The sequence below is a fragment of the Mycobacterium sp. OAE908 genome (genome assembly GCF_017872775.1).
Classification (GTDB): domain Bacteria; phylum Actinomycetota; class Actinomycetes; order Mycobacteriales; family Mycobacteriaceae; genus Mycobacterium.
The window spans coordinates 2,132,813-2,157,904 of record NZ_JAGGJL010000001.1; the positions used below are offsets into that span (position 1 = coordinate 2,132,813).

The following is a 25,092-nucleotide window of genomic DNA, read 5'->3' on the forward strand; positions in this document are numbered from 1 at the left end:
TATTCCCCATCACACCGCGGCGCCGGTTAATGCCAGGTGAACCGACTTGCTTAGCCGGTGTCACTGATTCGGCGCACTTTCCGGGATTATGAGGAAGACCATAATTAAGAGTTCCCAGCTCAGCACCACTTTGGAGCCGTAGGCTGGCGGCAAAACCGAGGAAAGCGGGTCCGCCATGGCCGAGCGCTGCTATCTGCGCAGGTCAGTCCTGGTCGGGGTGTGCGCTGCCACGCTTTTCACCGCCCCCGCGGCAGGTGCCGTACCGCTGGACCAGAACGGTTACAACGGCGCGCCGACCCCGGTCTCGGGCGGTCCGGTACCGACGATGAACGGTGTGCCGTGCGTCGCAGGACACCTCGGTACCTGCACCGGCTTCGCGCAGAACCAACCGAGGCCAACCCGGCCGCGCGCGTCGGTCGGCCACAGTCCCACCGTGAGTCCGTAACGAAAGGCGCAAGGCATGGGCCACTACCGGAGCAACGTTCGCGACCTGGAGTTCAACCTGTTCGAGGTGTTGGACCTGGAGAAGGCGCTCGCCACAGGAGAGTTCGGCGATCTGGACGGCGAGTCGGTGCGGGAGATGCTCGACGAGGCGGCGCGACTGGCCGAAGGCCCGGTGGCGGAATCGTTCGCCGATGCCGACCGCAACCCGCCGACGTTCGACCCGGCGACACACACGGTGCATCTGCCCGAGTCGTTCAAGAAGTCAGTGCGGGCCTGGCAGCAGGGTGAGTGGTTCCGGGTCGGCTTGGCCGAAGACGTCGGTGGTGTGGCGGCGCCCGCCATTCTCGAGTGGGCGATCAACGAATTCGTGCTCGGCGCGCAACCCCCGGTCTTCATGATCCTGTCCGGGCCCAAGTCCTCGGACATCCTGTATGCCGTCGGTAACGAGCAGCAACGGCACTGGGGGACAGTGGGACTGGAGCGCAACTGGGGCGCGACCATGGTGCTGACCGAACCGGACGCCGGTTCCGACGTCGGCGCGGGCCGCACCAAGGCGATCCAACAGCCCGACGGTACTTGGCATCTCGACGGCGTAAAGCGGTTCATCACCAACGGCGACTCCGACGACCTGTTCGAGAACATCATCCATCTCGTGCTCGCACGGCCCGAAGGGGCCGGGCCGGGCACCAAGGGCCTCAGCCTGTTCGTGGTGCCGAAGTTCCTGTTCGATCCCGAGACTGGCGAACCCGGTGAGCGCAACGGAGTGTATGTCACCAACCTCGAGCACAAGATGGGGCTGAAGGCCTCGCCGACCTGTGAGCTCACCTTCGGCCAACACGGTCGTCCCGCCGTCGGCTGGCTGGTCGGTGACAGCCACAACGGCATCGCCCAGATGTTCAAGGTGATCGAGTATGCCCGAATGATGGTCGGCACCAAGGCGATTGCGACGCTGTCCACCGGCTATCTGAATGCGCTCGACTATGCGAGGACGCGAATCCAGGGCGCCGATCTCACCCGGATGACCGATAAGTCGGCGCCGCGCGTCACGATCGTGCACCACCCCGACGTGCGCCGGGCCCTGCTGACGCAGAAGGCGTATGCGGAGGGTCTGCGGGCGCTGTACCTCTTCACCGCTGCCCACCAGGATGTGGTCGTCGCCGATATCGTGTCCGGCGCCGACGCCGAAATGGCCGAGCGGGTCAACGATCTGCTGTTGCCGATCGTCAAGGGAGTCGGTTCCGAGCGGGCGTATCAATGCCTGACCGAGTCACTGCAGACATTGGGCGGTTCGGGCTTTCTTCAGGACTATCCGATCGAGCAGTACATCCGCGACGCCAAGATCGATTCGCTTTACGAGGGCACCACCGCAATTCAGGCGCAGGACTTCTTCTTCCGCAAGATCGCCCGCGACCAGGGTCGCGCGCTGCAGCACGTGATGGCGCAGATCCAGGAATTCCTCGGCAGCGACGCCGCCCGGCCCGAATTGGCTGATGCGCGAACGCTTCTCGCCACCGCGGTGGCCGACATGCAGGCGATGGCTGCGGCAATGACCGGCTACCTGCTGTCGTCCCAGGAGAACGCCAGGGAGCTGTATCGCCTTGGCCTGGAGTCGGTCAGGTTCCTGCTCGCAGTCGGCGACCTGTTGATCGGCTGGCTGCTGCTGCGCCAGGCCGAGATCGCGCTCGACGCCCTCGACAGCGACGTCTCCGACCGCGACCGGGCGTTCTATACCGGAAAGGCAGCCGTGGCAAAGTTTTTCGCCAAAAACGTGTTGCCGCGGCTGACCGCCGAACGCAAGATCGTCGAGGCTGTCGACCTCGCCTTGATGGACCTCGGCGAGGACTCCTTTTAGATCACCTCTGTGCGCGAGCAGACGCAAAAGTCCCCGACACGCCGAGAAATTGGGGCACTTTGCGTCTGCTGGCGAGAGGAGTTCTAGATCTCCGGGGTGTAACCGAACGGCAGCAGGATGCTCTTGGCCTCGCAGTACTGCTCGATGCCTTCTGGTCCGTTCTCACGGCCCAGACCCGAGTTCTTGTAACCGCCGAACGGGGCGCCGGGGTCGAACGCATACATGTTCACCGCGTACGTACCGGTGCGGATCTGCTTGGCGATCTCGACGGCCTTGCCGAAGTCGGTGGTGAACACGCTGCCGGCCAGGCCGTACACCGAGTCGTTGGCGATGCGGATCGCGTCCTCTTCGGTGTCGAACGGGATGATCGCCAGCACCGGGCCGAAGATCTCCTCCTGCGCGATGGTCATCGAATTCTCGACGTCGGCGAACACCGTCGGCTGCACGAACCAGCCGCCGTCCAGACCCTCGGGCCTGCCACCGCCCGTGACGATCCGCGCGCCTTCCTCCACGCCCTTGCGGATGTAGCCCTCGACGCGTTCGCGCTGCTTCTCGGAGATCAGCGGGCCGATCATCGACGCCGGATCGTCGGGCAGGCCAACGGGCATCGCGGCGACCGCGGCGGACACCTTCTCGACGACCTCGTCATAGCGCGAGCGCGGCGCGAGGATGCGGGTCTGTCCCACACACGCCTGGCCGCAGTTCATCAGGCCGGAGAACACCAGCATCGGCAGCGTGGAATCCAGGTCGGCATCTTCGAGGATGATCGCCGCGGACTTGCCGCCGAGTTCGAGCGTGCACGGCTTCAACTTCTCGGCTGCCAGCTTGCCGATCTCCTTGCCGACCGCGGAGCTGCCGGTGAACGTGAATTTGTCCAGCTCCGGGTTGGAGGTCAGCGCACGGCCGGTCTCCACGCCACCGGGCACCACCGACAGCACGCCTTCTGGCAGTCCCGCCTCGGCGAACGCCTCGGCCAAAGCGTTTGTGGACAGCGGTGTTTCGGCCGCTGGCTTGAGCACGACCGTGCAGCCGGCCAGCAGTGCCGGGCCGAGCTTGTTGACCGCGAGGAACAGCGGCACGTTCCACGCCACCACCGCGCCGACGACGCCGACAGGCTCCTTGGTGACGAGCGTCTGACCGTAGATGCCGTCGCGGATCTCATTCCACGTGTACTTGTCGGCGGCGCCCGCGTAGTACTGCAGCGTCGACACCGAAGCGCCGTACTGCATCATGTCGACGATCGTCGGCGGTTGGCCGGTCTCCAGCTTGAGCAGATGCTTGAACAGATCGGCGCGATCCTCGAGCAGCTTGAGCGCGCGGCCGATCACTGCGGCACGCTCGGCGGGCGGAGTGTGGGGCCACGGACCCTCGTCGAAGGCCTTGCGGGCGGCGGCGCAGGCGGCGTTCACGTCGGCCTCGGCGGCCAGCGGCACCTGCCCGACCTTCTGGCCGGTCGCGGGCGAGAACACCTCGATGACCTCGGCACTTGACGGCTCGACCCACTTGCCACCGATGAACAGCTTGTCGTATTCGGTCTTGTAAGCGGTGTCCACACTCTGTGTCATGAGCGTCACATTACCTACGATCTCGCGAAAGTAGAACCTGTTCCATTCAGGCTGTCAGGGCGGCGCGAGAACCAGGACGAGGTTGCTGACCGCGAATTCCCGAAGCCCCGGCACCCGCGTCAGCCACCACGCCCATCGTGGGTGGTAGCGGGGAAATGCGGCGACCAGGGCGCCGGTGCTTTCAGCCCACTCGAGCCCGTCGGCCACGGACACCGCGAATAACGACGATCCGTAGTCGTTTTTCGGTCGATGCCCGTGCTTGCGGGTGTAGCGCTCGGCCGCGCGGGCACCACCGAGGTAGTGCGACAGGCCCATCTCGTGGCCGCCGAACGGGCCGAGCCACACCGTGTACGACAGCACAACCAGGCCGCCGGGCTTGGTGACCCGCAGCATCTCGCGGCCGAGCCGCCACGGGTGCGGCACATGCTCGGCGACGTTGGACGACAGACAGATGTCGACGCTGGCGTCGGCGAACGGCAACGCGATCCCGGACGCCCGCACGTAGGTGGTTTGCCTGTCGACGGCAGCCGGGCCGGCATGCATTTCGCGAGGGTCGGGTTCGACGCCGATGTAGCGCATGCCTGCGGCCTGAAAAGCCGTCGCGAAAAAACCGGGGCCGCCACCCACGTCGAGCACGGTTCGGCCGGCGGGAGTCATGCGGTGCAGGCCGCACCACAGGTCGGCGACCATCGCGGCGGTGTCTGTGGCCAGCGCGCCGTAGAACCTCGCCGGGTCGGGCTGCTCGTAGCGGAACTGGCTGAGCAGCCGCAGCGACCGCCACAGCGTGGCCCGCGCGGCGAACTGGTCTGCGGCTCTCATCGAGACAGACCTTAGCCAGCGGATAGTCTGGTCACCGATGTCCCGACCCGTGCGCTCCGTGCTGCTGCTGTGCTGGCGCGACACCGGGCACCCGCAAGGCGGTGGCAGCGAGGCCTACCTCGAGCGCATCGGCGCCCAACTCGCCGAATCCGGAGTGCGCGTGACGCTGCGCACGGCCCGCTATCCGGGCGCGCGGCGCCGCGAGGTCAGGGACGGCGTGCAGATCAGCCGCGCCGGCGGTCCGTACTCCGTCTACATCTGGGCCGGGCTGGCCATGGTCCTGGCCCGCATCGGCCTCGGCTCGCTGCGCAGGGCCCGGCCCGATGTGGTGATCGACACCCAGAACGGTCTGCCCTTCATGGCCTCCTGGGCGTTCGGTCGCCGGGTCGCGGTGCTGGTGCACCACTGCCATCGCGAGCAGTGGCCGGTGGCGGGGCCGGTGATGGGCAGGATCGGCTGGTTCGTCGAGTCGAAGCTGTCGCCGCGGGTGCACCGTCGCAACCAGTACGTCACGGTGTCGCTGCCGTCGGCGCGTGACCTGACGGGCCTCGGTGTGCAGCCGGGCCATATCGCCGTGGTCCGCAACGGGCTTGACGAGGCGCCCGCGCAGACGCTCACCGCGCCTCGCTCGGCCACGCCTCGCGTCGTGGTGTTGTCACGTCTGGTGCCGCACAAGCAGATCGAGGACGCGCTCGAGGCGATCGCCGCGCTGCGCGCCCGGATTCCCGGCCTGCACCTCGACATCCTCGGCGGTGGCTGGTGGCAGCAGCGGCTGGTCGATCATGCCGCGCTGCTCGGCATCTCCGACGCGGTGACATTCCACGGCCACGTCGACGACGAAATCAAACATCATGTGCTGCAACAGAGTTGGGTTCAGATTCTGCCGTCACGCAAAGAAGGGTGGGCGCTGGCGGTCACCGAAGCGGCCCAGCATTCCGTTCCGACCATCGGCTACCGCTCCTCCGGTGGCCTGACGGATTCGATCGTCGACGGCGTGACCGGTGTGCTTGTCGACGACCACGATGAGCTCGTCGATCAACTCGACCGCCTGCTGACCGATCATGTGCTGCGCGAACAACTCGGCGCCAAGGCAGCCGTCCGCAGTGCCGAATTCTCTTGGCAGCAAAGCGCCGACGCGATGCGCACGGTGCTGCAGGCCGTGCACGCCGGGCGGATCGTCAGCGGCGTGCTCTAGTCCGCAGCGCCAACCCCAACGCCAGCACGCCGCTGAGCATCAGCGTGCCAAGCCATATCCAGTGCACGGCCAGCATGACGGCGCGCCCGGATGCCGGTGGATGATCGCCGCCCACCCGGTACAAGGTGAGATCGGCGTCCTGATACGCGACCGGTAGGGCGAGCGCCGGCGCGGACCATCCTGTGTTCCAGACGTTTTCGACGACGACCCAGCCCACACCGGCGGAGGCAAGCGTGGCGCGATCAGCCCCAGTCAACAGCAACCGCTGGACCTCGCGGGCGCGGCTACCCTCGCCGGGCACCGTGCGGCCACCGATCGTCAGGTCGCCTGTGGTCAGCACATCGGCGCGCACCCACCGGGGCAACGGATCGAGCACCGGGGCGTCACCGGCCCACGCGAAGCGGCGCATGCTGTCGACGGGCAGCACCGCGACCGGGCGCGGGTCAGCGTTGATCAGGGCCGATGCCTTCTGCCAGCCCGGCGGGTAGCGCACGGCGGCCATCTGCCCGCCGACACCCCACGCCAGATCGGGCAACGTCGCAAGTAGCGCCGCACAACAGATCAGCGCGGTCGCCGCAGCCGGAATCCGGTGTCGCACTGTGACGACCGCCGCCGCACCGGCCAATGAATACGCGGGCACGGCCAGCGCGACCCACTTCTGTGCGTCGCGCACCACGCCCAGCCCGGGCAGTGAGCGGATCGCCGCCTCGGCGAGGGCCATACCGGGTCCGGTGGCCATTGCGGCGGGCACCACCACCGCGACCGCGGCAAGGATCAGCAGCGGCACCGCGACACGGCGACGCGCCAGCGTTGCCAGGCCCAACGCGACCACGCCCAGTAGCACGACGGCGCCGACGATCGCGAAAAGCGTTGTGCGAGAAGCAGGTACAGCATCGGCATTCCACATGCCGCCGAGGCTGAGCAGGCTGCCCAAGGTGCCGAGGCCGGGTTCGGCACGGGCGGCGAACGGGCCGACGCCTTCGGCTTGCGACGACGACAACGAATCGGCCATCGCCGCCGCGGTCAACCAGGGCAGCGCCACCAACACCGAGGTGCCCAGCGCCGCCGCAGCGCACCAGCACCGCGGTCTGCCGGCGCCGGGAACGAACACACACGTCAACGCGATCGCCGCGGCCAGCATCAGCCCGGTCGGGGTCAGCCCCGCGACGCCGATCCAGAACACCAGCGCACACACCTCGAACCACGGTGCGACGGTCGAGGTCCGCAACCTCAGCATCGTCGTAGCCACCCATGGCAGGCAGCCGTAGCCGACCACCAGGCTCCAGTGCCCCTGCAGGAGTCGTTCTGCGACATACGGATTCCAGACAGCGATGGTCGCCGCGACGAGTTGACCGGCCGTGCCAGCTTCGGGCACCACGGCCATCGCCAGTCGGGCCGCGCCCCAGCCTGCCAGAAACAGTCCCGCCACCAACAGCGCCTTGACCACCAGGCCACCGTCGACAAGCGCGGTGGCCAGCCCGATCACGAAATCCTGTGGCAGCGCCCGCGGCGCGGCCTCCGACAAGCCGAGCGCAGCATCGGACAGGTAGGAACGCGGCGTCGAGACCGCGTCGCGCAGCAACAGGTATCCGGGGGACAGCAGCGGCGCCGTCACCAGAACAGCGAGCACCAGCGCGTAGCCCGGCGCGATGAACGACCGCGCAACGGCAGGCGCGGATATTCGTGTGATCAGACTGGTCTGTCCGGCGGAAGATCGGTTGGCCTTGACGCAGGCAGCTTTTCGGTCTGCGCCTCCGCCCCCGGCACGCGTTCGTCCTCGGCACCACGCGGCCCGAAGAACCGGTGATCGGCCTCGTCGAGTCCGGGATCGATCAACGCCGACTCGGCGCGCATGCTGAACGACCCGAGCAGTGCGCCGCCGATCAGCGCAACCAGACCGACCGCGGTGAACGTGATCGGCAGGATGCGACCCCACAGCGCCAGCCTGTCGCGCTCATCGTGTGCGCTGGCGACCTGCGATTCGACGGTCTGCTCGGTCGACGTCACCGTGTAGTCGACGAATGTCACCTCGGGCTTGAGCGGTTCGCGTGCGTAGTAGTGGTAGCCGTGGTCCTTCGTCTTCACGATGGTGCCCGATACCGGGTCGACCCAGAACGTGCGCTGGGCCGCGTAGTAGCGGGTCATCGTGATCGGTTCGTCCGGGTTGCCTGGCAGGCCCCACAGCGACGCCCGCGCGGTGACCTCGGCGTCGGCGTCGTCGTCGTAGAGCGACGCGTACTTGATCGGCTCGACCAGCTTGCTGTCGGCGTCGTAGCCGACGTTCTGGCTGAATTTGTAGGTGGTCAGCCCGTTGACGTCTTCCTCACCGTCGTAGTTGGCGTCGTAGGCCTTCTGCGCGATCGGGTCGAAGACGGGATAGGTCTGCTTGCGCGTGTCAAACGGGAATCGGTAGGTCAGCCCGTCGTGCGGCAGCGCGATGTTGGTCGGCGGTTGGGTGGCGTCGATGGCCCGGGGTTTCTGCACCGCGCCGCCAGGATTGCTGTCGCTGGAGACCGCGGCCGCGGTCTTGCGGTTGACCGTGACCGTGTCCACCAGCGCGAGCAACAGGCCGGCATCGCCCTGCTTGTCGGTACGTCGCACCGAATCGCCGACCTGCAGCGTGACGACCTCGGCGTTCGACGGCGCCTCGACGCTGATCTGCTGTTGCTGAGCGATCGGGACGTTCTTGTTGATCACGAACTTGTCGGAGTTCAGTGACTCCGGGTCAAACGCCGAGCCAGTGCCGTCGGCGTTGAGTGTGGTGTCCAGATCGAGCGGGATCTTCGCGATCTTGCCCTTGGTGTAGGTGGTCAGCAACAGCGCGGCGATCAGAAGGGCGGCTCCGAGCCCCATGATTCCGCACGCTGCGATACGCAGCGCCACTGCGCGGTTCAAACCGTGCCTCCTTCACCGTCTGCCTGCAGACGCTCCGCCACCGTCCCGACCTGGGAGCGGCGGCAAACCCGTTCGACCCTAACAGCACAAACTAAAGTCGATCCTTACTACGAAGGCATCCGCCGATGGCCGCTTGACTACCCGTTTTCCTGCCGGTCGACCAGCACGGCACACTGGTCGTCGTGGCCCAATCCTCTGCTGTCGGCGGGACGCGCTCGTTCCTGCCTGCCCTCGAGGGGATGCGTGCCTGCGCCGCTGTGGGCGTCGTCGTCACTCACGTCGCATTTCAGACGGCGCACACCGGGGGCATCTCGGGCCGGCTGTTCGGCCGGTTCGACCTGGCGGTCGCGGTGTTCTTCGCGCTGTCGGGCTTTCTGCTGTGGCGCGGCCACGCCGCCGCAGCGCGCGGTCTGCGGTCACGCCCGCCGACCGGCCACTACCTGCGGTCCCGCATCGTCCGGATCATGCCCGGCTACCTGGTTGCGGTCGTGGTGATTTTGACGCTGCTGCCCGAAGCGCAGGCCGACCTGACGGTGTGGCTGGCGAACCTGTCGCTGACCCAGGTCTACGTGCCGCTGACGCTGACGCCAGGGCTGACCCAGATGTGGAGCCTTTCCGTCGAGGTCGCGTTCTACCTGGCGCTGCCGTTCCTGGCACTGCTGGCGCGACGACTGCCGGTGCGCGCCCGTATCCCCCTGATCGCGGCGGCGGCGGTGGCCAGTCTCGGGTGGGCGCTGCTCCCTATCCCCGCGCCGTTCGGCGTCAATCCTCTGAACTGGCCGCCCGCGTTCTTCTCGTGGTTCGCCGCGGGGATGTTGTTGGCCGAGTTGACCGTTTCCGAGGTCGGCCGGTTTCATCGACTCGCACGACGCCGGGTGCTGATGGCGGGTATCGCGGGGGCCGCGTTCCTGGTCGGCGCCTCGCCATTGGCGGGCCCAGAGGGCCTGACGCCAGGCACGGTCAGCCAATTCATTGTGAAGATCGCGACGGGGGCGGTCGTCGCGGGGGCGCTGGTCGCCCCGCTGGTGCTGGACCGCCCGGACACTGAGCACCGACTGCTGGGCAGCACGACGATGGTCACCTTGGGCCGCTGGTCTTACGGGCTGTTCATTTGGCACCTGGCCGCGCTGGCCATGGTGTTCCCCTTGATCGGTGAGTTCATGTTCAACGGGCATATGCCTGTGGTGTTTGTGCTGACCGTATTGTTCGGGTTTGCGATCGCGGCGGTCAGCTACGCGCTGATCGAGTCACCATGCCGAGTGGCATTGCGGCGCTGGGAATTTCGCAAAGAACGTCCTGTGCCGCCGCTTGACAGTGCGGTCAGGAACCTGCCTGAGCCCGTCGCGCGATAATTGCGTCACGCACCGCCGACCGACGGGCTTTGCCCGCGTCGTCGCGCAACGGTGTATCGCTGAACTCCACCGTGCGGGGCACCTTGTAGGGCGCGATGCGCTCGGACAGGAATGCGATGACGTCCGCCTCGTCCAGCCCGTCGGCCTGCACGATCACGTACGGCACCTGGCCGAGGTCGTCGTCGGGGACACCAACAGCCAAGCACGACAACACATTCGGATGAGCCGACAGTGCCGACTCGATCTCGGCGGGGTAGACGTTGCGGCCGCCGACGGTGAACATGTCCACCCGCCGGTCGTTGAGATAGAGAAAGCCGTCCTCGTCGAAGTAGCCGAGATCGCCCAGCGAGTCCCAGCCGTCGCGGCTTTTCGCATTCGCGCCGATGTAGCGGTACGTCGGCGCGCTACCCGGCGCCGGCCGCATGTAGATCTCACCGACCACGCCGGGCGGGCATTCGTCGCCGTTGTCGTCGAGCACTTTCATCTCACCGGCGACGACAACCCCGACCGAGCCGCGATGCTCCAGCCATTGGGTGCCGCTCACGAACGTCAACGCCTGAAGTTCGGTGCCGCCGTAGAGCTCCCATACCGCTTCCGGGCCGAGGATCTCGATCCACGCTTCCTTGACCGCAGGCGGACACGCCGCCCCGACGTGCCACAGCCGACGCACCGACGACAGGTCGTAGGAATCCGGGGCGGCCCGATACACCGGCAACAGTCGCTGCATGATCGTCGGAACCACCACCATGAAGCTGACCCGGTGTTCGCCGATCAGCCGCAGAAACTCGGCGGCGTCGAAGCGCGGCATCATCACGAGATGGTGCCGCATCAACAAGCCGATCGTCGCTGTCGTCATTCCGGTGTTGTGGCTCAACGGCACTGCGATCAGTTGAGTGTCACCGTCGGCGGCACCCATGCCGTAACCGGCGAGCGCGCCAGGGAAGCGACTGTCGCCGCCCGCCTCGATCAGCTTGGGCCGGCCGGTGCTGCCACCCGACCCGAGCGCCTTCCAACTCGGCGAAACGGCTGCGGGCAACGCAGCATCGGACAAATTGGTGTCGCCGACGAAATCGCCTGGCACGCTGGGGATCACGCCACGGGGGTCGTCGCGGCCGACGAGCAACGCCCGCGGTTTCAGGTCGAGCAGGCCCTCGAATTCAGCGTCGGGCAGTCGGGGCGACAGCGGCTGGGGCACCGCCCCGAGCTTCCACGCGGCCAGCGCAGCCTGGATCCATTCGATCGAGTTCGGCAGCACGATCGTCACGTAGTCGCCTTGGCGCACGCCGAGTTCGGCGTATGCGCGGGCCAGCCGGTTGGTGGACTTGTCGAGTTCACCGCGGGTCAGCGTTCGCCCCCCGCAGGTGACCGCGGGCTCGTCGGGCGAAAGTCCGGCCAGCCGGGAGAACTCCGCGCCGATCGGCGGAATCGGCGCCGTCATCAGTAGCCGCCCTGGGTCTCGAAGATCCTGCGCGGGTTGTCGACCAGCATCGTGGTCAGTTGCTCGTCGGTGACCCCGCGCTCCTTCAGCGCGGGGATCACGTCGTTGTGGATGTGCAGGTAGTGCCAGTTCGGCAACGCAGGCAACAGTTCTTCTGGCACCCAGTCCATGAAGCAGGCGGCATCGTGCGACAGCACCATCTTGTCGGCATGGCCGCGCTCACACATCTGGGCAACGGTGTTCACCCGGTCCTCGAATGGCAAAAAGACGTCGACGCCGAACCGGTCCATCCCGATGTAGGAGCCGTTGCCGATGAGCTCCTCGAGGTAGTCCAGGTCGGTGGTGTCGCCGGAGTGTCCGATCACGACGCGGGACAGGTCCACCCCTTCTTCGGCGAAGATGCGTTGCTGCTCGAGACCGCGTCGGGTGGCCGCGTGGGTATGGGTGGAGATGGGCACACCGGTGAGACGATGCGCCTTGGCAACGGCCCGCAGCACACGCTCCACGCCGGGGGTGACGCCGGGTTCGTCGGTCGCGCACTTGAGGATTCCGGCCTTGACGCCGGTGTCGGCGATGCCGTGTTCGATGTCGCGGACGAACATGTCGACCATCGGTTCGCTGTCGCCGAGTGCGCCGCCCGGACCGGTGAAGTGGAAGTACATCGGCACGTCGTTGTAGGTGTAGATCCCCGTGGCCACCACGATGTTGATCTCGGTGGCCGCCGCCACCCGCGCGACCCGCGGGATGTAGCGGCCCATCCCGATCACCGTGAGGTCGACGATGGTGTCGACACCGCGGGACTTCAGCTCGTTGAGTCGGGTTATCGCGTCGGCTTCGCGCTGGGCCTCGTCTCCCCAGACCTCGGGATAGTTGGCGGTGATGTCGGGGGACAAGATGAAGACGTGCTCGTGCATCAATGTCGCGCCTAGGTCTGCGGTGTCGATTGCTCCCCGCGCGGTGTTCAGGTTGGGCACTCGACCGATGCTAGGTGGGTCGCGATTTCGCCGCGCCGCTATCGTGGCGAATGGAGGTGCCACATGCCGACAGCAGCCCAGTTGATGGTCAAATGCCTGGAAAACGAGGGCGTCTCAGTCGTCTTCGGACTGCCGGGAGAGGAGAACATCCGCTTCATCCAGGCCCTGGCCGCGTCACCGATTCGCTACATCTTGACCCGCCACGAGCAGGGCGCGGCGTTCATGGCCGAGATGTACGGCCGCGTCACGGGGCGGGCCGCCGTGGTTTCGGCGACGCTTGGTCCCGGCGCCATCAATATGCAGTTGGGTGTCGCCGACGCCACGACGAACAGCACCCCGCTGGTCGCGATATCCGCTCAGGTCGGCCAGGACCGCGAGTACAAGGAGTCGCACCAATACGTCGACCTGGTGTCGATGTTCGCCCCGATCACCCGATGGTCCGACGGCGTCCCGACGTCACGGGCGATACCCGAGATGATCCGCAAGGCGTTCAAGGTCGCCGAGACCGAACGACCCGCCGCTGTCTATCTCGCCGTGCCAGAACACATCGACGCCGACGAAGCGGACTATGACCTGAACCCATTGCCGCGCAACGTTGTTCGAGCCGAAGCGCCGTCACCCAGCCAGGTGGCGCGCGCGGTCGAGGTGCTGCGCAACGCCAAGCGGCCGGTCGTGCTGGCAGGACACGGTGCCGCGCGCGGCGACGCGACTGCTGCGCTGGTCCGGTTCTCCGACGAACTCGGTGTCCAGGTGGCGAACACCTTCCACGGCAAGGGCGTGATGCCGGACGACCACCCCAACAGCATCGGCACCCTGGGCTTCATGCGCCGTGACTACGTCAACTTCGGATTCGAGACCGCCGACGTCGTGATCGCGGTCGGATACGAGCTACAGGAATTCGATCCGGTCAGGATCAACCCCGACGGCGACAAGGAGATCATCCACATCCATCGATTCCCGGCCGAGGTCGACATGCACTACCCGGTGTCCGTCGGCATCATCGGAGACATCGGCGAGTCGCTGGACGCGCTGACCGACGCACTGGCCGGACACCGGTTCGACAACGAGGGCCCGGCACCGGGCGGCGGCCTGCTCGCCGACGAATTCGCGCGTGGACAGCGGGACATCCGCTTTCCGCTGGCACCGCAGCGAATTGTTGCCGACATCCGTGCCGCGCTCGGGCGTAGCGATGTCGTGCTGGTCGACACCGGCGCCACGAAGATGTGGATGGCGCGGCTGTACCCGACATATGAGCGCAATACCTGCCTGGTTTCGAATGGCTTGTCCACCATGGCCTTTGCGCTACCGGGTGCAATCGGCGTGAAGCTCGCCAAGCCCGACGTCAAGGTGCTCGCCGTGGTCGGCGACGGCGCATTCCTGATGAACTCGCAGGAGATCGAGACCGCGGTGCGCGAGCGGATCCCGCTGGTCGTGCTCGTCTGGGAGGACGGCGGCTACGGGTTGATCGAATGGAAGATGGACCTCGAGTTGGGCGAGCATCACTACATCAAGTTCACCAACCCCGACATCGTCACCTACGCCGAAAGCTTTGGCGCGAAAGGATATCGAATCACGGCGGCCGATCAGCTGCTGCCCACCCTGAAGAAGGCGCTAGACGACGACGGGGTTTCGCTGATCGCGTGTCCGGTCGACTATTCGGAGAACCTGCGACTGACCGACACGCTCGGCCAGTTGGACGAAACGCTCTGATCGTCGGAGGCGTCGCCTTCCGGGCGTCGCGCAATCGGCACTGTCGACGCCGCCAGCATCGCCACCGACGCCAGCGCCAGCAGCTGAACACCCCACGAGTGGCCGACGTAGCCCTCGACCGACCGCCACGGGTTCTGACTCAACACCGCGCCCGCGCTGATCAGCCCGCCTGCTGCGACGCCGACTGTGACTGCCTCACAAAGCCTTTCGCGTCTACGCAGCAGATAACGGATGCCGAGTGCCGCACCGGCGACGACTGCGCCCACGAACCCCGATATCACCGCTGCGACCGCCACCGCGGCGACGCTCGTCACCACCCGTCCAGGCCGCCACGGCTGCGGCGCCGGGTCCACCGGACGGGGACGCCGGACCGGCAGGAAGGCCAGCAGCGCAAGAAGCGGCAGCAGCGCCAGCCCGCCGATCAGGCCCGCCCGATACGGCGTGTTGGATGCGAAGGACAGCGTGATCGCTCCGGCGGTGCCCGCTGGCAGCACCCAACCCTGCTGCCATCCGTTGACCGTGACCGGCCTCAGTGTGGACCCGTCGGCGGTGCGCGCGGTCCAGCCCGGATTGATGCTCTCGGGCACCACCAGCACCCGCGCCGCCTGCGCGGGCGCGACCGTCACCTCGCGGTGGTCTGCGGTCCAACGACCCACCGTGGCGGGAACCGTTGCAGCCGTGCGTAGTTGGTTTGCCTGCGGGCCTGCCAGTTGCACGCCGTCGACCACGAACGCCGCGCCGGGGCTGACCAACAGTTCCTGCTGACCGGCGGGCAGTGTGATCGGCCCGGACCGGCACGGCTTGGCGGCGACGGGTTCGCCGTCGAGCAGCGCACCGACGGTGGTGGTGACAGAGGTCTGGATGAACTGCCCGGCCACGCCGATGATCGGCCCCTTGCCGCAGGGCAGGTCGACGGTCCTGGCGCGGTTGCGCGCAGCGTCGGCGGCCGCGATCGGCGCACCCCTGGCGTCGAGCGCAGTGACCTCGGCCAGTCCGGGCGGCTTGAGCTGATCGAAGCCAAGCGCGGTGCGGTCGATCACGTCGTTCCAACTCAGCAGCGACACCTTCACGGTGTCGGTGACGACCGGGCGCAGGCTGACCGTCTGCGTCCCACCGTCGGCCGCCAATCTGCGCACCTCGGGTCCCGCCCCGAGATCGACCGCGATCATCGTCGGATGTGCCGGCAGCACAGAGGAACTCGGTGTGACACGGAGTCCGGCCACCTCGGTACGGGCGGGCAATTTCAACGTCAGCGTCGGCGGCGTCCGGTACTGCACGACGCTCTGCGGCGCGGTCCATGCGGTGCCGGGATCGCCGTCCGCAGCGGCGTAGGCCGAACCGAGCACATCGATCGGGTCTGCACCACCGAGTGCCCGCGTCGTGCCAGGCTCGCTGACCAGGTCGGCAAGATTCGGGCCTTGGCGGGCACGCACCCACACCGTCGGTGTCACCTCCGTCGGTGAAGGGACGGTCAACGTCCGGCTCATGTTCACCGGCTCCTCGGGCGACAGTGCCATCGACGCTGCGCACCGGGTGCCGTCGGGCGCTTGCGCGCAACCTTGCCTGCCCAGCAGGTCGGAGCCCAGATCCCATTGCGCGACAGCTGAATTCGGAGGTGGCGCAGGGACGACGACGGTGTGACGCAGGTTGACCGGATGAGCGAAGCCCTTCGCGTCGTACTGTGTGACGGCGAAGTCGGTGACGCCGAACTGCACCCCTGCCGACCCGTCGTCGGTGGCGACCGCGGTGATCCGCACCCACGGCGTCTCGCCGTAGGGCAGCGCGATCGTCAGCGGCTTGCCCGCCTGGTCGAAGCGCAACGTGCTGGTGCCGTTGACGGTCGACACCTCGATGCGGCGAACCTGAGCGCCGACGGCGGTGGCGCTCGGCGTGATGGTCAGTGTGGCGTTGGTGACGGGATGATCGAAGTCGACCTGCAGCCATTGGCCGACGGCTGCCTGCAGGGCATTGGACACCCAACTCGTCGAAGGATCGACGTCGATGGCGGCGGCAGGCCCGGTCGCAGGCGAAACATAGGGCAGCGCAGTCGAATCCGCGGCCGAGCTGGACACCGTGACACGGCCGCCGTTCCACTGCCCGTAGACCGTGTCGGCGCCGTTGACGGGATAGTCGGGCACCCGGTTGAACGTGTGCCGCTGATCATCGCGGGTCCTGACCGCCGACGAGTGGTCATCGACGCGGCCGTAGTCCGTCTCGCGCGCCAGCGGCGTATCCGTCACCGTCACTTGGGGTGCCGCCAGGCCCGCGCGGTGCGCGTCGCCGGTCAGCAGCATCGGTCCGAGCGGCCGCTGACCCAGCAGTCTGCGGCGCTCGTCGAGGCGCAGCAGCGCCTCGGGACCACCGTCTACCCGGGCCATCGCATCGGTGTCGACGAGGTAGGGATGCATGCCAGGTGAGCCGTCGACGCGGTAGATCTGCACCGCGGGGAAACGCGGCCGCAACCCACTGTCGGAGACGAAGCCGGCAAGCGTGCCCGCGCCGACGGGTTCGCCGAACTGCGCCACCCGCGTCAGACCCGGCGAACCTTCGATCGCCCGGTGCACCAGAAGCGGTCGCGCCGATCGTGACGCGTCTGGATCCAGGTCGTTGCGCACCACGACGTACGAAATACCCTGGCGGGCAAGGGTATCAGCGAGACCTGCCGACGGCCGGCCGGCCGCGAACAGCCGCTGCACCGAGTCGAGCGCGCGGATGGTCTCCGGCGGGGTCAGCGGAATCGAGTCGCGCACCCCCCATGGGCTGCCGCCGAGCACCTGCAGCGGTTCGTCGTGGCTGTTGCCCCACACCTGGGTGGCGAACGGCGCGCCGGGCGCCACCAGCACCCGCCCGCCGTCGGAGTTGTGTTCGTCGAGCCAGTCGGCGGTGTCGTGCCAGTACTGCGGGATCGCGTCGAAGGACCCTGGCGGTGTGAGCCTACCTGTCCAGGCCAGCGATGTGGCTGCGGCCAACGCCGCCAGCACCACGATGCCGACCGCCACCCGTTTGTCGCGTTCCGGATGCGCGAACGCGTGGAGCCACTCGCGTCGAGGTGCGCTGCCGGGCAACGGGATTCGGCCAAGCAGGTGCGCCAGCCCGAGCGCGAGCGGCAGCCGAAGCAGCGGCTCCAGCTTGTGCATGTTGCGCAGCGGCGTGCCGCCGGCGTCCAGGAACGCTTGAACATGCTGCGCGACAGGCGAGCCCAGCCCGCCCGAATAGCCAACGGCAAGCAGAACGACACCGGTCAGCAGGATCACGATCAGCCGGCCGCGCGAGGGCATCGTCCGCATCGCCAGCCCGGCGAGGCCGGCCGCTGCGACCAACGTCGTCGCCAACACCGCGACCGACCCCGTCACCAGCGAAGCCCCTGCCGTCGCTGCCGGCGCGACGAACGGCGTCCACGCATCGGTGCCACGCAGCATCTCTGTCAGCGACATCCATTGCGTTGTCACGCCTGAGGACTCGATGAAGTCGAGGAACGGCGGGCTGATCCGGCCGAGCATGACCAGCGCGACCACCCACCACAGCACCGCCAACACGATGCAGATCGCCCACCACGCGGTGAAGCGCCACCACAAGCGGTTCGGCCGATGACACAGCAGCCAGATCGCGGCGGCCAGGCAGGCGGTCAGCGTGGCCACCGCGTTGACCGCACCCATCAAAGCGATCGCCACTGCCGACCGGGCCGCCAGCACCCGCACCCGCGGGTCCCCTCGCAGAGCGAGGATCACCGGCAGCAGCACCCACGGCGCCAGCATCATCGGCAGCGTCTCCGAGGAGATCGCGCCGAGGGTGGTCAGCACCCGCGGTGACAGTGCGAACGCCGCCGCGGCGATCACCCGCGACGTCGGGCTGCCGATGTTCAAGGCCTCGGCGACCCGCAGCAGGCCCCAGAAGCCGACCGTGAGCAGCAGCGCCCACCACAGCCGCTGCGTCACCCAGCCGGGGAGACCGAGAAAATCGCCGGCAAGGAAGAACGCCCCGTGCGGGAACAGGTAGCCGTAGGCCTGGTTCTGCGCCTGCCCGAACGGCAGCTCGCTGTTCCACAGATTGAAGGCGCGGGCCAGAAAGCGCAGCGGATTCGCGGTGAGGTCGAGCTTGGTGTCGGGCGAGATCTTTCCGGGCGACTGGGCGAAGGTCAGGATCAGTGCCGCCGCCGCGGCCAACCACAGCCAGCGCCGCTGCAGCGGCGCGGTCACGCTATGTTCTGTCGCCGTACTCGACCCTGTTGAGCACCGATGACGCCGGATCACCCGGGGCCACCGCGGGCTTGTTGTCCTGCTGCACCATCAGCGTCACACCGAACACGGCGGCCGCTCCCAGCAGCAGGCCGACAACGATGCTGGCCGCGGCGGGAACGATGAACCGATCCATGCGGCCAAGGTAGCAGAGCCGACCGTTCAGCTGCTGCTAGCCCGTGACGTGGCCGGCCACCCAGGCGTCCACCCGGCTCCACGTCTGCTCGAGCCACGGAGCCAACTGATCGGGTGGCGGAAGCTCGTCGGAGGGGACCAGAACAGTGCGGACCAACAACCGTCTGTTCATCGGAAGCTGCCACCACACGCGGGCGCGCCCGTCGGGCGAGAATCCCGTGTGCGTGAGCACGAGGACATTGGCGTGCGGCGCTCCGGACAACGCCGCGGCGGTGCCACCCGTGCGCGGGGGCAGCGTGTGCGTCTGACGCCATGCCCGACGCGCCTCTCGCATCCTGCCGGTCGAGCGAAGCCGCACGATCGCCTCGCGCCACCGTGCCCAGGTGAAGTTCCCGCCCTCGGGGAACAGCAGTAGCGCCTGCCCGCCGACCATCGAACCGGCAAGATCGCGAATTTGCTTGCGCGCCTTGTTGCCTCGATGACGCAGAAAACACAGGCAGCCCATGTCGCCGACGAGATCGAGAACGGGCTCGCATCGCAGCAGCGCCTTGAGCACGATGCGCAAGCGCAGGCCGTAGTAAATGTTGAGCAACCAGGCCACCAGCAGGGTGTCCCCCGGCCCGCAGTGCCGCGACAGCACGATCAGCGGCTCGTCGCGCGGGATCTGCTCCGGCGTCGGTGAGGCGTCGTCGAGTTGCACGTCGAGATCCAGCGTGCGGCGCCCGACGGTGTGGGCCCTGTCCAGGACATCGCGGACGAACCGGTCGCAGTCCTGACCGCCGCGCAGCAGCTGCCACAGCGCCCGAAGTTCCAGCAGCGCATATGCCATCAGCACGCCGAGAGTTCGCACCGGCAGGGTCGACCGAGCGATCAGTCCAGCGACGCCACCGATGGCGAGCAGCAGCGGCCAGACCACGAGGATGCCGATCATCGCGGCGGTCGCCACCGGCACCGTCACGGCTCGGCGCAGCAGTTTCACGGCAGCGCCTCCAGATACTCGCGGGTCGCTTCGTAAGCGAGTTCGGCCCGCCGCGCGATGCGGCGGGTGTCGCGGTAACGCAGGTTCGACCAGGTCGACGCCGGTCGCTGCGGCAGTCCGCTCGGCAACACATGGACGGCCACCTCCGGCCCGACCCGCTCGAGATCGCTGTGGAAGCGGTGCCTGCGCGATATCTCGAACGCGGTGAACCCGACCTCCCATAGAAAGCGTGGCGGTGCGAGTTCCTCCTCGAGGCGCCCGACGTGCAGCACCCAGATCGTGTCGGCGCCGTGCCGCACGGCCCGGTCCAGCGGAATGCTGTTGACGAGGCCGCCGTCGAAGAAGTGCTCGTCGCCGATCCGCACCGGCGGGAAAACGCCGGGCAGCGCACACGATGCGAGAACGGGCTCGATCAGTTCCCCGGAGTTGAACCAGTGCTCACGGGCCTGCTCGATGCTGGCCGCTACGCACTCGAACGGCACCGCGAGTTCTTCGAAGGTCTGCACGGGCAGCCACGCGCGCAACATCCGTCGAAGCTCGTTGTTGTCGTGCAACGAGGTTCTGCGGCGGACAACTTCGGCGAACCGCCGGAGCATCGAACCGTCGAGCGCGCTCTCGTTGGGCAGCGCGTCCCAGAACGCCAACAACTGCTTGGCGCCTGCGGGGGTGGGATCAGCCGCGAGTGCTGCGCCGTTGATCGCGCCGACTGAGGTGCCGCACACCACGTCGGGTCGCACACCGGCATCGAGGAGTGCGCTTGCCATGCCGGCTTCCGCGGCGCCGAGCAGGCCGCCGCCGCCCAGCACAAACGCCTGGCACGCCATGGGGGAGGAATACCCACGACGCGGCGTTTGGTCGCACATGACAGCATGGCGGGATGGCCTTGCCTCGTCGACTGTGTGTTCTGGCGGCGCTTTCTTCGATATTGGCGGCCTGTTCGTCCCCGGCCCCGCAACCGACTCCGTCCGCGAAGACGCCGGCTCCCACGATGGCTGCGACCGTGGCGCCTGCGCCTGCGGCCGACCCTGCCGCGCCTGCGTGCGGTGACGGACCTGCGCTGCTGGCCAGCATGACCACTCGCGACAAGCTGGCCCAGCTGCTGATGGTCGGAGTCACCGGCGCGGCTGACGCCAAGGCTGTCGTGCAAAACCACCACGTCGGTGGCATCTTCATCGGCAGCTGGACCGATCTGTCGATGCTGTCCGATGGCACCATCGCCGACATCGCCGACAAGGGTCCGCTGCCGCTTGCGGTCAGCGTCGATGAGGAAGGCGGCCGCGTCTCTCGCCTCGCGTCGCTGATCGGCAGCCAGCCGTCGCCGCGGGTGCTCGCGGCCACGCACACCCCCGACGAGGTGTACAACATCGCCCTTGCGCGGGGGCAGGCCATGCGCAAGCTCGGCATCACCATCGACTTCGCGCCGGTCGCCGACGTCACCGACGCGCCCGATGACACCGTGATCGGCGACCGATCCTTCGGTGCAGACCCGCGGGCCGTCACCGACTATGCGGGCGCCTACGCCCGCGGGCTGCGCGAGGCCGGCCTGCTGCCCGTGCTCAAGCACTTCCCCGGCCACGGCCACGGTTCGGGTGACACCCACACCGGAAGCGTTGTCACCCCGCCGCTGGCGGATCTTCAAACCAACGACCTGATCCCGTACCGCACGCTGACCACTCAGGGCCCCGTCGGCGTGATGGTCGGCCACATCGAGGTGCCAGGGCTGACCGGCAGCGACCCGGCCAGCCTGAACCCGGCCGCGTACGCGCTGCTTCGTTCGGGTGACTACGGCGGGCCCGCCTTCACCGGCCCGGTGTTCACCGACGACCTGTCCAGCATGCAGGCCATCAGCGACCGGATGGGCGTCGCCGAGGCGGCGCTGCGGGGCCTGCAGGCAGGCGCGGACATCGCGTTGTGGGTGACCACCGACGAGGTCCCGGCGGTGCTGGACCGGCTGGAGAAGGCGCTGGCGGCAGGCGAGCTGACGATGCCGCAGATCGACACGTCGGTACTGCGAATGGCCGCCGTGAAAGGCCCGAATACCCGCTGCGGCCGCTGATCAGTCACCGATTGCTTACTCTGGAGCAATGGCCGGAGGCACCAAGCGTTTGCCACGCGCCGTGCGCGAACAGCAGATGCTCGACGCCGCGGTGCAGATGTTCTCTGTCAACGGCTATCACGAGACGTCGATGGACGCGATCGCCGCCGAGGCAGAGATCTCCAAACCGATGCTGTACTTGTATTACGGCTCGAAGGAAGAGTTGTTCGGCGCGTGCCTCGACCGCGAGCTGACACGGTTCGTCGACGACGTGCGTAGCAAGATCGACTTCTCGCAGAGCCCAAAAGACTTGCTGCGCAACGCTGTTCTCGCGTTCCTTACCTACATTGACACGAACCGGGCGTCGTGGATGGTGCTCTACACCCAGGCCACCAGTTCGCAGGCGTTCGCGCACACAGTGCGTGAGGGTCGCGAGCGGATCATCGACCTGGTCGGCAGGCTGCTGCGGTCGGGCACTCGCCATCCCGAGCCGGACACCGATTTCGACATGATGGCCGTCGCCCTTGTGGGCGCTGGCGAAGCCGTCGCCGCCCGGGTCAGCACCGGGGACGCCGACGTCGACGAGGCCGCCGAGTTGATGATCAACCTGTTCTGGCGCGGCCTGAAGGGCGCGCCTGCAGATCAGCCTGCACACCCAGCGGCCACCGGCTGATACTCCATTGAGCGGTCGTCTGGTGTGGCGCAGCCTTTCCATGTTGCGCTCGGTCCGCGGCCTCATCGTGGCCCTTGTCCTGCTCGGCATGATCGCCTCGGCGTTGCCGTACGTCACCGCTGCAGCCTTCGGGCCCATGATGCAGGTGGTCGCCGACGCGGGCGCCAGCGGGAATCTCAGTGGCGTATGGGATTTGCAGGGCCCGCTGGTCGCGCGTGAGGACGGGCTGCTCCGCTCCTTGGCCGGCCCGGTGCCGTTCGGGGTGCTGCTGGGGACATGGGGCGTCTCCCTCGTGCTCACACAGTTGATGCACCTGGTCAACGCGTCCGTACGGGTGACGGCCCAACGGAAGCTCGTCACGGACATCCGGCAGCGGGTGCACGATCACATCCAGACGTTGTCCCTTGATTTCTTCAGCGGGTCGAGCAGCGGTGCGCTGATCCCGCGGGTGACGACGGAATCCGCTGGCGTGCAACGTCTTCTGATGGACTGTCTACTGGCGCCACTGATCGATGCCGTCGTATTGGTCGCGGCCATCGCTTATCTGGTGGCGCTCTCGTGGCAGATGACCATCGCCGCCTTGGCGCTCACACCGCTGGCGCTGCTCACCCTGAGGTTCGCCGGTCGCCATGTTCAGGCAGCGATCCACCGAGTGATAACCGCCGACCGCGTGATGTCCGCCGAACTCGAGCAGACGGTGAACGGGATCGCCGAGATCCAGACGTTCAACGCTCAGTCCATTCGTAGCAAGCGATTTCGCGAAGCGTCGGAGAACGCGGCGAAGAACGACGCGACGAGCGTGGTCTGGATGCAGGCCACCGCGAACGGGTCTCAGATTTTCGTAGCACTCAGCACGGTGGTGGTGTTGCTGGTCGGGGTCGGGTTCAGCTCGAGTTTCGGTCTGACGTTCGCCAGCCTGATGGTGTTCGCGGGAATGGTTCCGACGATGTTCGGTGCGGCGCAACGGGTGATGGGTGCATACACCACCTACCGGTCGGTGCTGCCGAGCGCTACGTCGACGTACGAACTGCTCGACACCAGACCGACGGTTGAGGACCGCGCCGACGCCGTCGCACTCGGCGAGGTGCACGGCAACGTGGTGTTCGAGGACGTGACGTTCGGATACACGGATCGGCAAGCGGTTCTCGACGGGTTGTCGTTCTCGATCGCCGAAGGCGAGACGGTGGCACTGGTGGGTGGCATCGGGTCGGGAAAGTCGACGGTGTTCAACCTCATGCTGCGGTTCCTCGATCCGCAGCGGGGCCGAATACTGCTCGACGGCCACGACATTGCCGGGGTGACCATCGCGTCGCTGCGTGACCAGGTGTCCAAACTCGCGCAATTCCCGTTCTTCACCAAGGACACGATCCGCGAGAACATCCGGCTGGCGCGGCCGGACGCTTCCGATGCAGACGTCGAGGAAGCCTGCAAGCAGGCGAACGTGCACACTGTGATCACCGACCGGATGAAGATGCACAACGGCTACGACACCGTCGTGGATGTCCAGGTGCCATCCGGTGGCCAGAAGCGACTGATCGCGTTGGCGCGGTGCCTGTTACGCAGGCCCGAAGTACTGCTGCTCGACGAGCCGACGGAGAACCTCGACGCCGACCAACGGGCCCGGCTGACCGCAGTTATCCGCGACTACGCCCGCGACCGTACGTGTTTGGTGATCAGCCACGACATGGACTTCATTGCGGCGGTGGCGGATCGAATCCTGGTGCTGGAGAACGGCCGCATCGCCCAGGTCGGTGATCACCGCACGCTGATTGCCGAAGGCGGACTCTACAAGCGGTTGTACGAGGCGCAGAATGTCGATCCCAACCTGGTCTATCCGAGCGGTTAGGCTCTCGCCCGATGAACGTCGTTGTCTGCCTGGGAGCCCACATTCTCGACGTGCTTGTCCGTCCCGTCACGGACATTCCGGCGGGGCAGGACACGGCACTTGTCGAACAGATGCGGATGACGGCGGCGGGCACGGCTGCGGGGACGGCGCTGACGTTCGGCAAGCTGGGCGCGACGGTGCGGACGGCGGGGGCGATCGGCGCTGACCCGCCGGGCGATCTGTTGCTGTCGCTGTTGGGCCGCGCGGGCATCGACACCGGCATGGTGGTCCGCAAGGCAGATGTGCCGACGTCGATGTCGGTGCTGCCGATCAGACCGAACGGGGAGCGGCCTGCACTGCACCTGCTCGGGGCCAACCTCGCCTACACCCTCGACGACGTCGACTGGGAAGCGATCGCGGCCGCCGATCACCTCCATCTCGGCGGCACCGAGATGCTGGGCCCCGACTTCGCGGCGCGAATCCTCAAGCACGCCAAGGAAAACGGCGTCACGACCTCGGTCGACCTGATCGCACCGGGCGGCATGGGGACCTTTGACCTCATCGCGCCCGCGATGGAATACACGGACTATCTGCTGCCGAACGAGGATCAGGTGCTCGGCTTCACGGGTGCCGCAGATCTTGCCGAAGGTTCGCAGAAACTGCTCGACGCGGGCGCTGGATTGCTGGCGATCACGTGCGGCGCCGACGGCGCGTTGATCGTCAGCGCCGACGGAGCACAAGAGGTTCCGGCGTTCGCCGTCGACGTGGTGGACACGACCGGATGCGGTGACGCGTTCTCCGCCGGATTCGTCTACGGCATGGGGCTCGGCAGGTCGCCGCGTGATGCTGCGGTCCTCGGCAATGCGGTAGCCGCACTCGTCGCGCAGGGACTGGGCAGCGACTACGGCGACTTCGACCTCGCGGCCGCCGACGCGTTGGCGTAGTGCGCCGATGGTCGGTAAATAG

19 protein-coding genes are annotated in these 25,092 nt (G+C 67.4%); 9 read left to right on the plus strand and 10 right to left on the minus strand.

Annotation, left to right across the window (positions count from 1 at the left end; all coding sequences use genetic code 11):
- The first annotated feature begins 175 nt into the window (after nucleotides 1-175).
- On the plus strand, nucleotides 176-445 hold the full coding sequence (locus tag J3E61_RS10485) for a hypothetical protein (protein WP_210083508.1): 270 nt from the start codon (nucleotides 176-178) through the stop codon (nucleotides 443-445).
- 15 nt (nucleotides 446-460) lie between these two features.
- Entirely contained in the window at nucleotides 461-2,296 is a 1,836-nt protein-coding gene (locus J3E61_RS10490) for an acyl-CoA dehydrogenase (protein ID WP_210083509.1), read from the plus strand.
- An 83-nt stretch (nucleotides 2,297-2,379) separates the two neighbouring features.
- Here the strand turns inward: J3E61_RS10490 and J3E61_RS10495 are convergent, their stop codons facing one another.
- Together J3E61_RS10495 and J3E61_RS10500 are read right to left on the minus strand one after the other, a co-directional pair.
- On the minus strand, nucleotides 2,380-3,861 hold the full coding sequence (locus J3E61_RS10495; RefSeq protein ID WP_210083510.1) for an aldehyde dehydrogenase: 1,482 nt from the start codon (nucleotides 3,859-3,861) through the stop codon (nucleotides 2,380-2,382).
- 54 nt (nucleotides 3,862-3,915) lie between these two features.
- Nucleotides 3,916-4,680: a class I SAM-dependent methyltransferase gene (locus J3E61_RS10500; protein WP_210083511.1), complete on the minus strand. Its 765-nt coding sequence runs from the start codon at nucleotides 4,678-4,680 to the stop codon at nucleotides 3,916-3,918.
- A gap of 37 nt (nucleotides 4,681-4,717) precedes the next feature.
- Between J3E61_RS10500 and J3E61_RS10505 the strand changes: the two genes are divergently transcribed.
- Nucleotides 4,718-5,875 (plus strand): glycosyltransferase family 4 protein, encoded by a 1,158-nt coding sequence (locus J3E61_RS10505; protein ID WP_210083512.1) that lies wholly within the window; start codon nucleotides 4,718-4,720, stop codon nucleotides 5,873-5,875.
- Here the strand turns inward: J3E61_RS10505 and J3E61_RS10510 are convergent.
- On the minus strand, nucleotides 5,859-7,526 hold the full coding sequence (locus tag J3E61_RS10510) for a hypothetical protein (RefSeq protein ID WP_210085499.1): 1,668 nt from the start codon (nucleotides 7,524-7,526) through the stop codon (nucleotides 5,859-5,861). The genes J3E61_RS10505 and J3E61_RS10510 overlap by 17 nt on opposite strands.
- A 38-nt stretch (nucleotides 7,527-7,564) precedes the next feature.
- Nucleotides 7,565-8,770, minus strand: a complete 1,206-nt coding sequence (locus J3E61_RS10515; RefSeq protein ID WP_210083513.1) for a DUF3068 domain-containing protein — start codon at nucleotides 8,768-8,770, stop codon at nucleotides 7,565-7,567.
- A gap of 182 nt (nucleotides 8,771-8,952) precedes the next feature.
- Here J3E61_RS10515 and J3E61_RS10520 point away from each other — a divergent pair, with 182 nt between their 5' ends.
- The gene (locus J3E61_RS10520) at nucleotides 8,953-10,122 is read left to right on the plus strand and encodes an acyltransferase (RefSeq protein WP_210083514.1); all 1,170 of its coding nucleotides are present in this window, start codon (nucleotides 8,953-8,955) and stop codon (nucleotides 10,120-10,122) included.
- Here J3E61_RS10520 and J3E61_RS10525 read toward each other — a convergent pair.
- On the minus strand, nucleotides 10,091-11,560 hold the full coding sequence (locus J3E61_RS10525) for an AMP-binding protein (RefSeq protein ID WP_210083515.1): 1,470 nt from the start codon (nucleotides 11,558-11,560) through the stop codon (nucleotides 10,091-10,093). The two genes, J3E61_RS10520 and J3E61_RS10525, sit on opposite strands and share 32 nt — an antisense overlap.
- Complete coding sequence (locus tag J3E61_RS10530; protein ID WP_210083516.1) at nucleotides 11,560-12,534, minus strand: phosphotriesterase-related protein; 975 nt, start codon at nucleotides 12,532-12,534, stop codon at nucleotides 11,560-11,562. The genes J3E61_RS10525 and J3E61_RS10530 overlap by 1 nt, the downstream gene beginning before the upstream one ends.
- Nucleotides 12,535-12,597: 63 nt before the next feature.
- On the opposite strand from J3E61_RS10530, the gene J3E61_RS10535 reads away from it, so the two are divergent.
- Complete coding sequence (locus J3E61_RS10535; protein WP_210083517.1) at nucleotides 12,598-14,244, plus strand: acetolactate synthase large subunit; 1,647 nt, start codon at nucleotides 12,598-12,600, stop codon at nucleotides 14,242-14,244.
- Here J3E61_RS10535 and J3E61_RS10540 read toward each other — a convergent pair.
- From J3E61_RS10540 to J3E61_RS10555, 4 genes are read right to left on the minus strand one after another with little or no spacing between them, the layout of a single operon-like run.
- Complete coding sequence (locus J3E61_RS10540) at nucleotides 14,187-18,440, minus strand: DUF3367 domain-containing protein (protein WP_210083518.1); 4,254 nt, start codon at nucleotides 18,438-18,440, stop codon at nucleotides 14,187-14,189. The two genes, J3E61_RS10535 and J3E61_RS10540, sit on opposite strands and share 58 nt — an antisense overlap.
- 1 nt (nucleotide 18,441) lies before the next feature.
- A complete protein-coding gene (locus J3E61_RS10545) occupies nucleotides 18,442-18,615 on the minus strand; it encodes a DUF2613 domain-containing protein (RefSeq protein WP_015304237.1) in 174 nt (57 codons plus the stop codon).
- Nucleotides 18,616-18,651: 36 nt separating this feature from the next.
- Nucleotides 18,652-19,593 carry a 1-acyl-sn-glycerol-3-phosphate acyltransferase gene (locus J3E61_RS10550; protein ID WP_192725154.1) on the minus strand — a complete coding sequence of 314 codons (942 nt, stop codon included), beginning with the start codon at nucleotides 19,591-19,593 and terminating at the stop codon, nucleotides 18,652-18,654.
- On the minus strand, nucleotides 19,590-20,417 hold the full coding sequence (locus J3E61_RS10555; protein ID WP_210083519.1) for a patatin-like phospholipase family protein: 828 nt from the start codon (nucleotides 20,415-20,417) through the stop codon (nucleotides 19,590-19,592). Before J3E61_RS10555 ends, J3E61_RS10550 begins: the two co-directional genes overlap by 4 nt.
- Before the next feature lie 53 nt (nucleotides 20,418-20,470).
- Here J3E61_RS10555 and J3E61_RS10560 point away from each other — a divergent pair, with 53 nt between their 5' ends.
- The 4 genes from J3E61_RS10560 to J3E61_RS10575 are packed head-to-tail and all read left to right on the plus strand — an operon-like array spanning nucleotide 20,471 to nucleotide 25,070.
- On the plus strand, nucleotides 20,471-21,649 hold the full coding sequence (locus tag J3E61_RS10560; protein WP_210083520.1) for a glycoside hydrolase family 3 protein: 1,179 nt from the start codon (nucleotides 20,471-20,473) through the stop codon (nucleotides 21,647-21,649).
- A 28-nt stretch (nucleotides 21,650-21,677) separates the two neighbouring features.
- Nucleotides 21,678-22,301 carry a TetR family transcriptional regulator gene (locus J3E61_RS10565; RefSeq protein ID WP_192725912.1) on the plus strand — a complete coding sequence of 208 codons (624 nt, stop codon included), beginning with the start codon at nucleotides 21,678-21,680 and terminating at the stop codon, nucleotides 22,299-22,301.
- Nucleotides 22,302-22,323: 22 nt separating this feature from the next.
- Nucleotides 22,324-24,147, plus strand: coding sequence for an ABC transporter ATP-binding protein (locus tag J3E61_RS10570; RefSeq protein ID WP_210085500.1), 1,824 nt, complete (start codon nucleotides 22,324-22,326; stop codon nucleotides 24,145-24,147).
- An 11-nt stretch (nucleotides 24,148-24,158) separates the two neighbouring features.
- Nucleotides 24,159-25,070, plus strand: coding sequence for a carbohydrate kinase family protein (locus J3E61_RS10575; RefSeq protein ID WP_210083521.1), 912 nt, complete (start codon nucleotides 24,159-24,161; stop codon nucleotides 25,068-25,070).
- Nucleotides 25,071-25,092 lie beyond the last annotated feature (22 nt).

What these genes read in the sequence shown, in the direction of transcription:
- J3E61_RS10485 (WP_210083508.1), top strand. Translation starts at nt 176, where the DNA reads ATGGCCGAGCGCTGCTATCTGCGCAGGTCAGTCCTGGTCGGGGTGTGC.
- J3E61_RS10490 (WP_210083509.1), top strand. Translation starts at nt 461, where the DNA reads ATGGGCCACTACCGGAGCAACGTTCGCGACCTGGAGTTCAACCTGTTC.
- J3E61_RS10495 (WP_210083510.1), bottom strand. Translation starts at nt 3,861, where the DNA reads ATGACACAGAGTGTGGACACCGCTTACAAGACCGAATACGACAAGCTG.
- J3E61_RS10500 (WP_210083511.1), bottom strand. Translation starts at nt 4,680, where the DNA reads ATGAGAGCCGCAGACCAGTTCGCCGCGCGGGCCACGCTGTGGCGGTCG.
- J3E61_RS10505 (WP_210083512.1), top strand. Translation starts at nt 4,718, where the DNA reads ATGTCCCGACCCGTGCGCTCCGTGCTGCTGCTGTGCTGGCGCGACACC.
- J3E61_RS10525 (WP_210083515.1), bottom strand. Translation starts at nt 11,560, where the DNA reads ATGACGGCGCCGATTCCGCCGATCGGCGCGGAGTTCTCCCGGCTGGCC.
- J3E61_RS10535 (WP_210083517.1), top strand. Translation starts at nt 12,598, where the DNA reads ATGCCGACAGCAGCCCAGTTGATGGTCAAATGCCTGGAAAACGAGGGC.
- J3E61_RS10545 (WP_015304237.1), bottom strand. Translation starts at nt 18,615, where the DNA reads ATGGATCGGTTCATCGTTCCCGCCGCGGCCAGCATCGTTGTCGGCCTG.
- J3E61_RS10555 (WP_210083519.1), bottom strand. Translation starts at nt 20,417, where the DNA reads ATGGCGTGCCAGGCGTTTGTGCTGGGCGGCGGCGGCCTGCTCGGCGCC.
- J3E61_RS10560 (WP_210083520.1), top strand. Translation starts at nt 20,471, where the DNA reads ATGGCCTTGCCTCGTCGACTGTGTGTTCTGGCGGCGCTTTCTTCGATA.
- J3E61_RS10565 (WP_192725912.1), top strand. Translation starts at nt 21,678, where the DNA reads ATGGCCGGAGGCACCAAGCGTTTGCCACGCGCCGTGCGCGAACAGCAG.
- J3E61_RS10575 (WP_210083521.1), top strand. Translation starts at nt 24,159, where the DNA reads ATGAACGTCGTTGTCTGCCTGGGAGCCCACATTCTCGACGTGCTTGTC.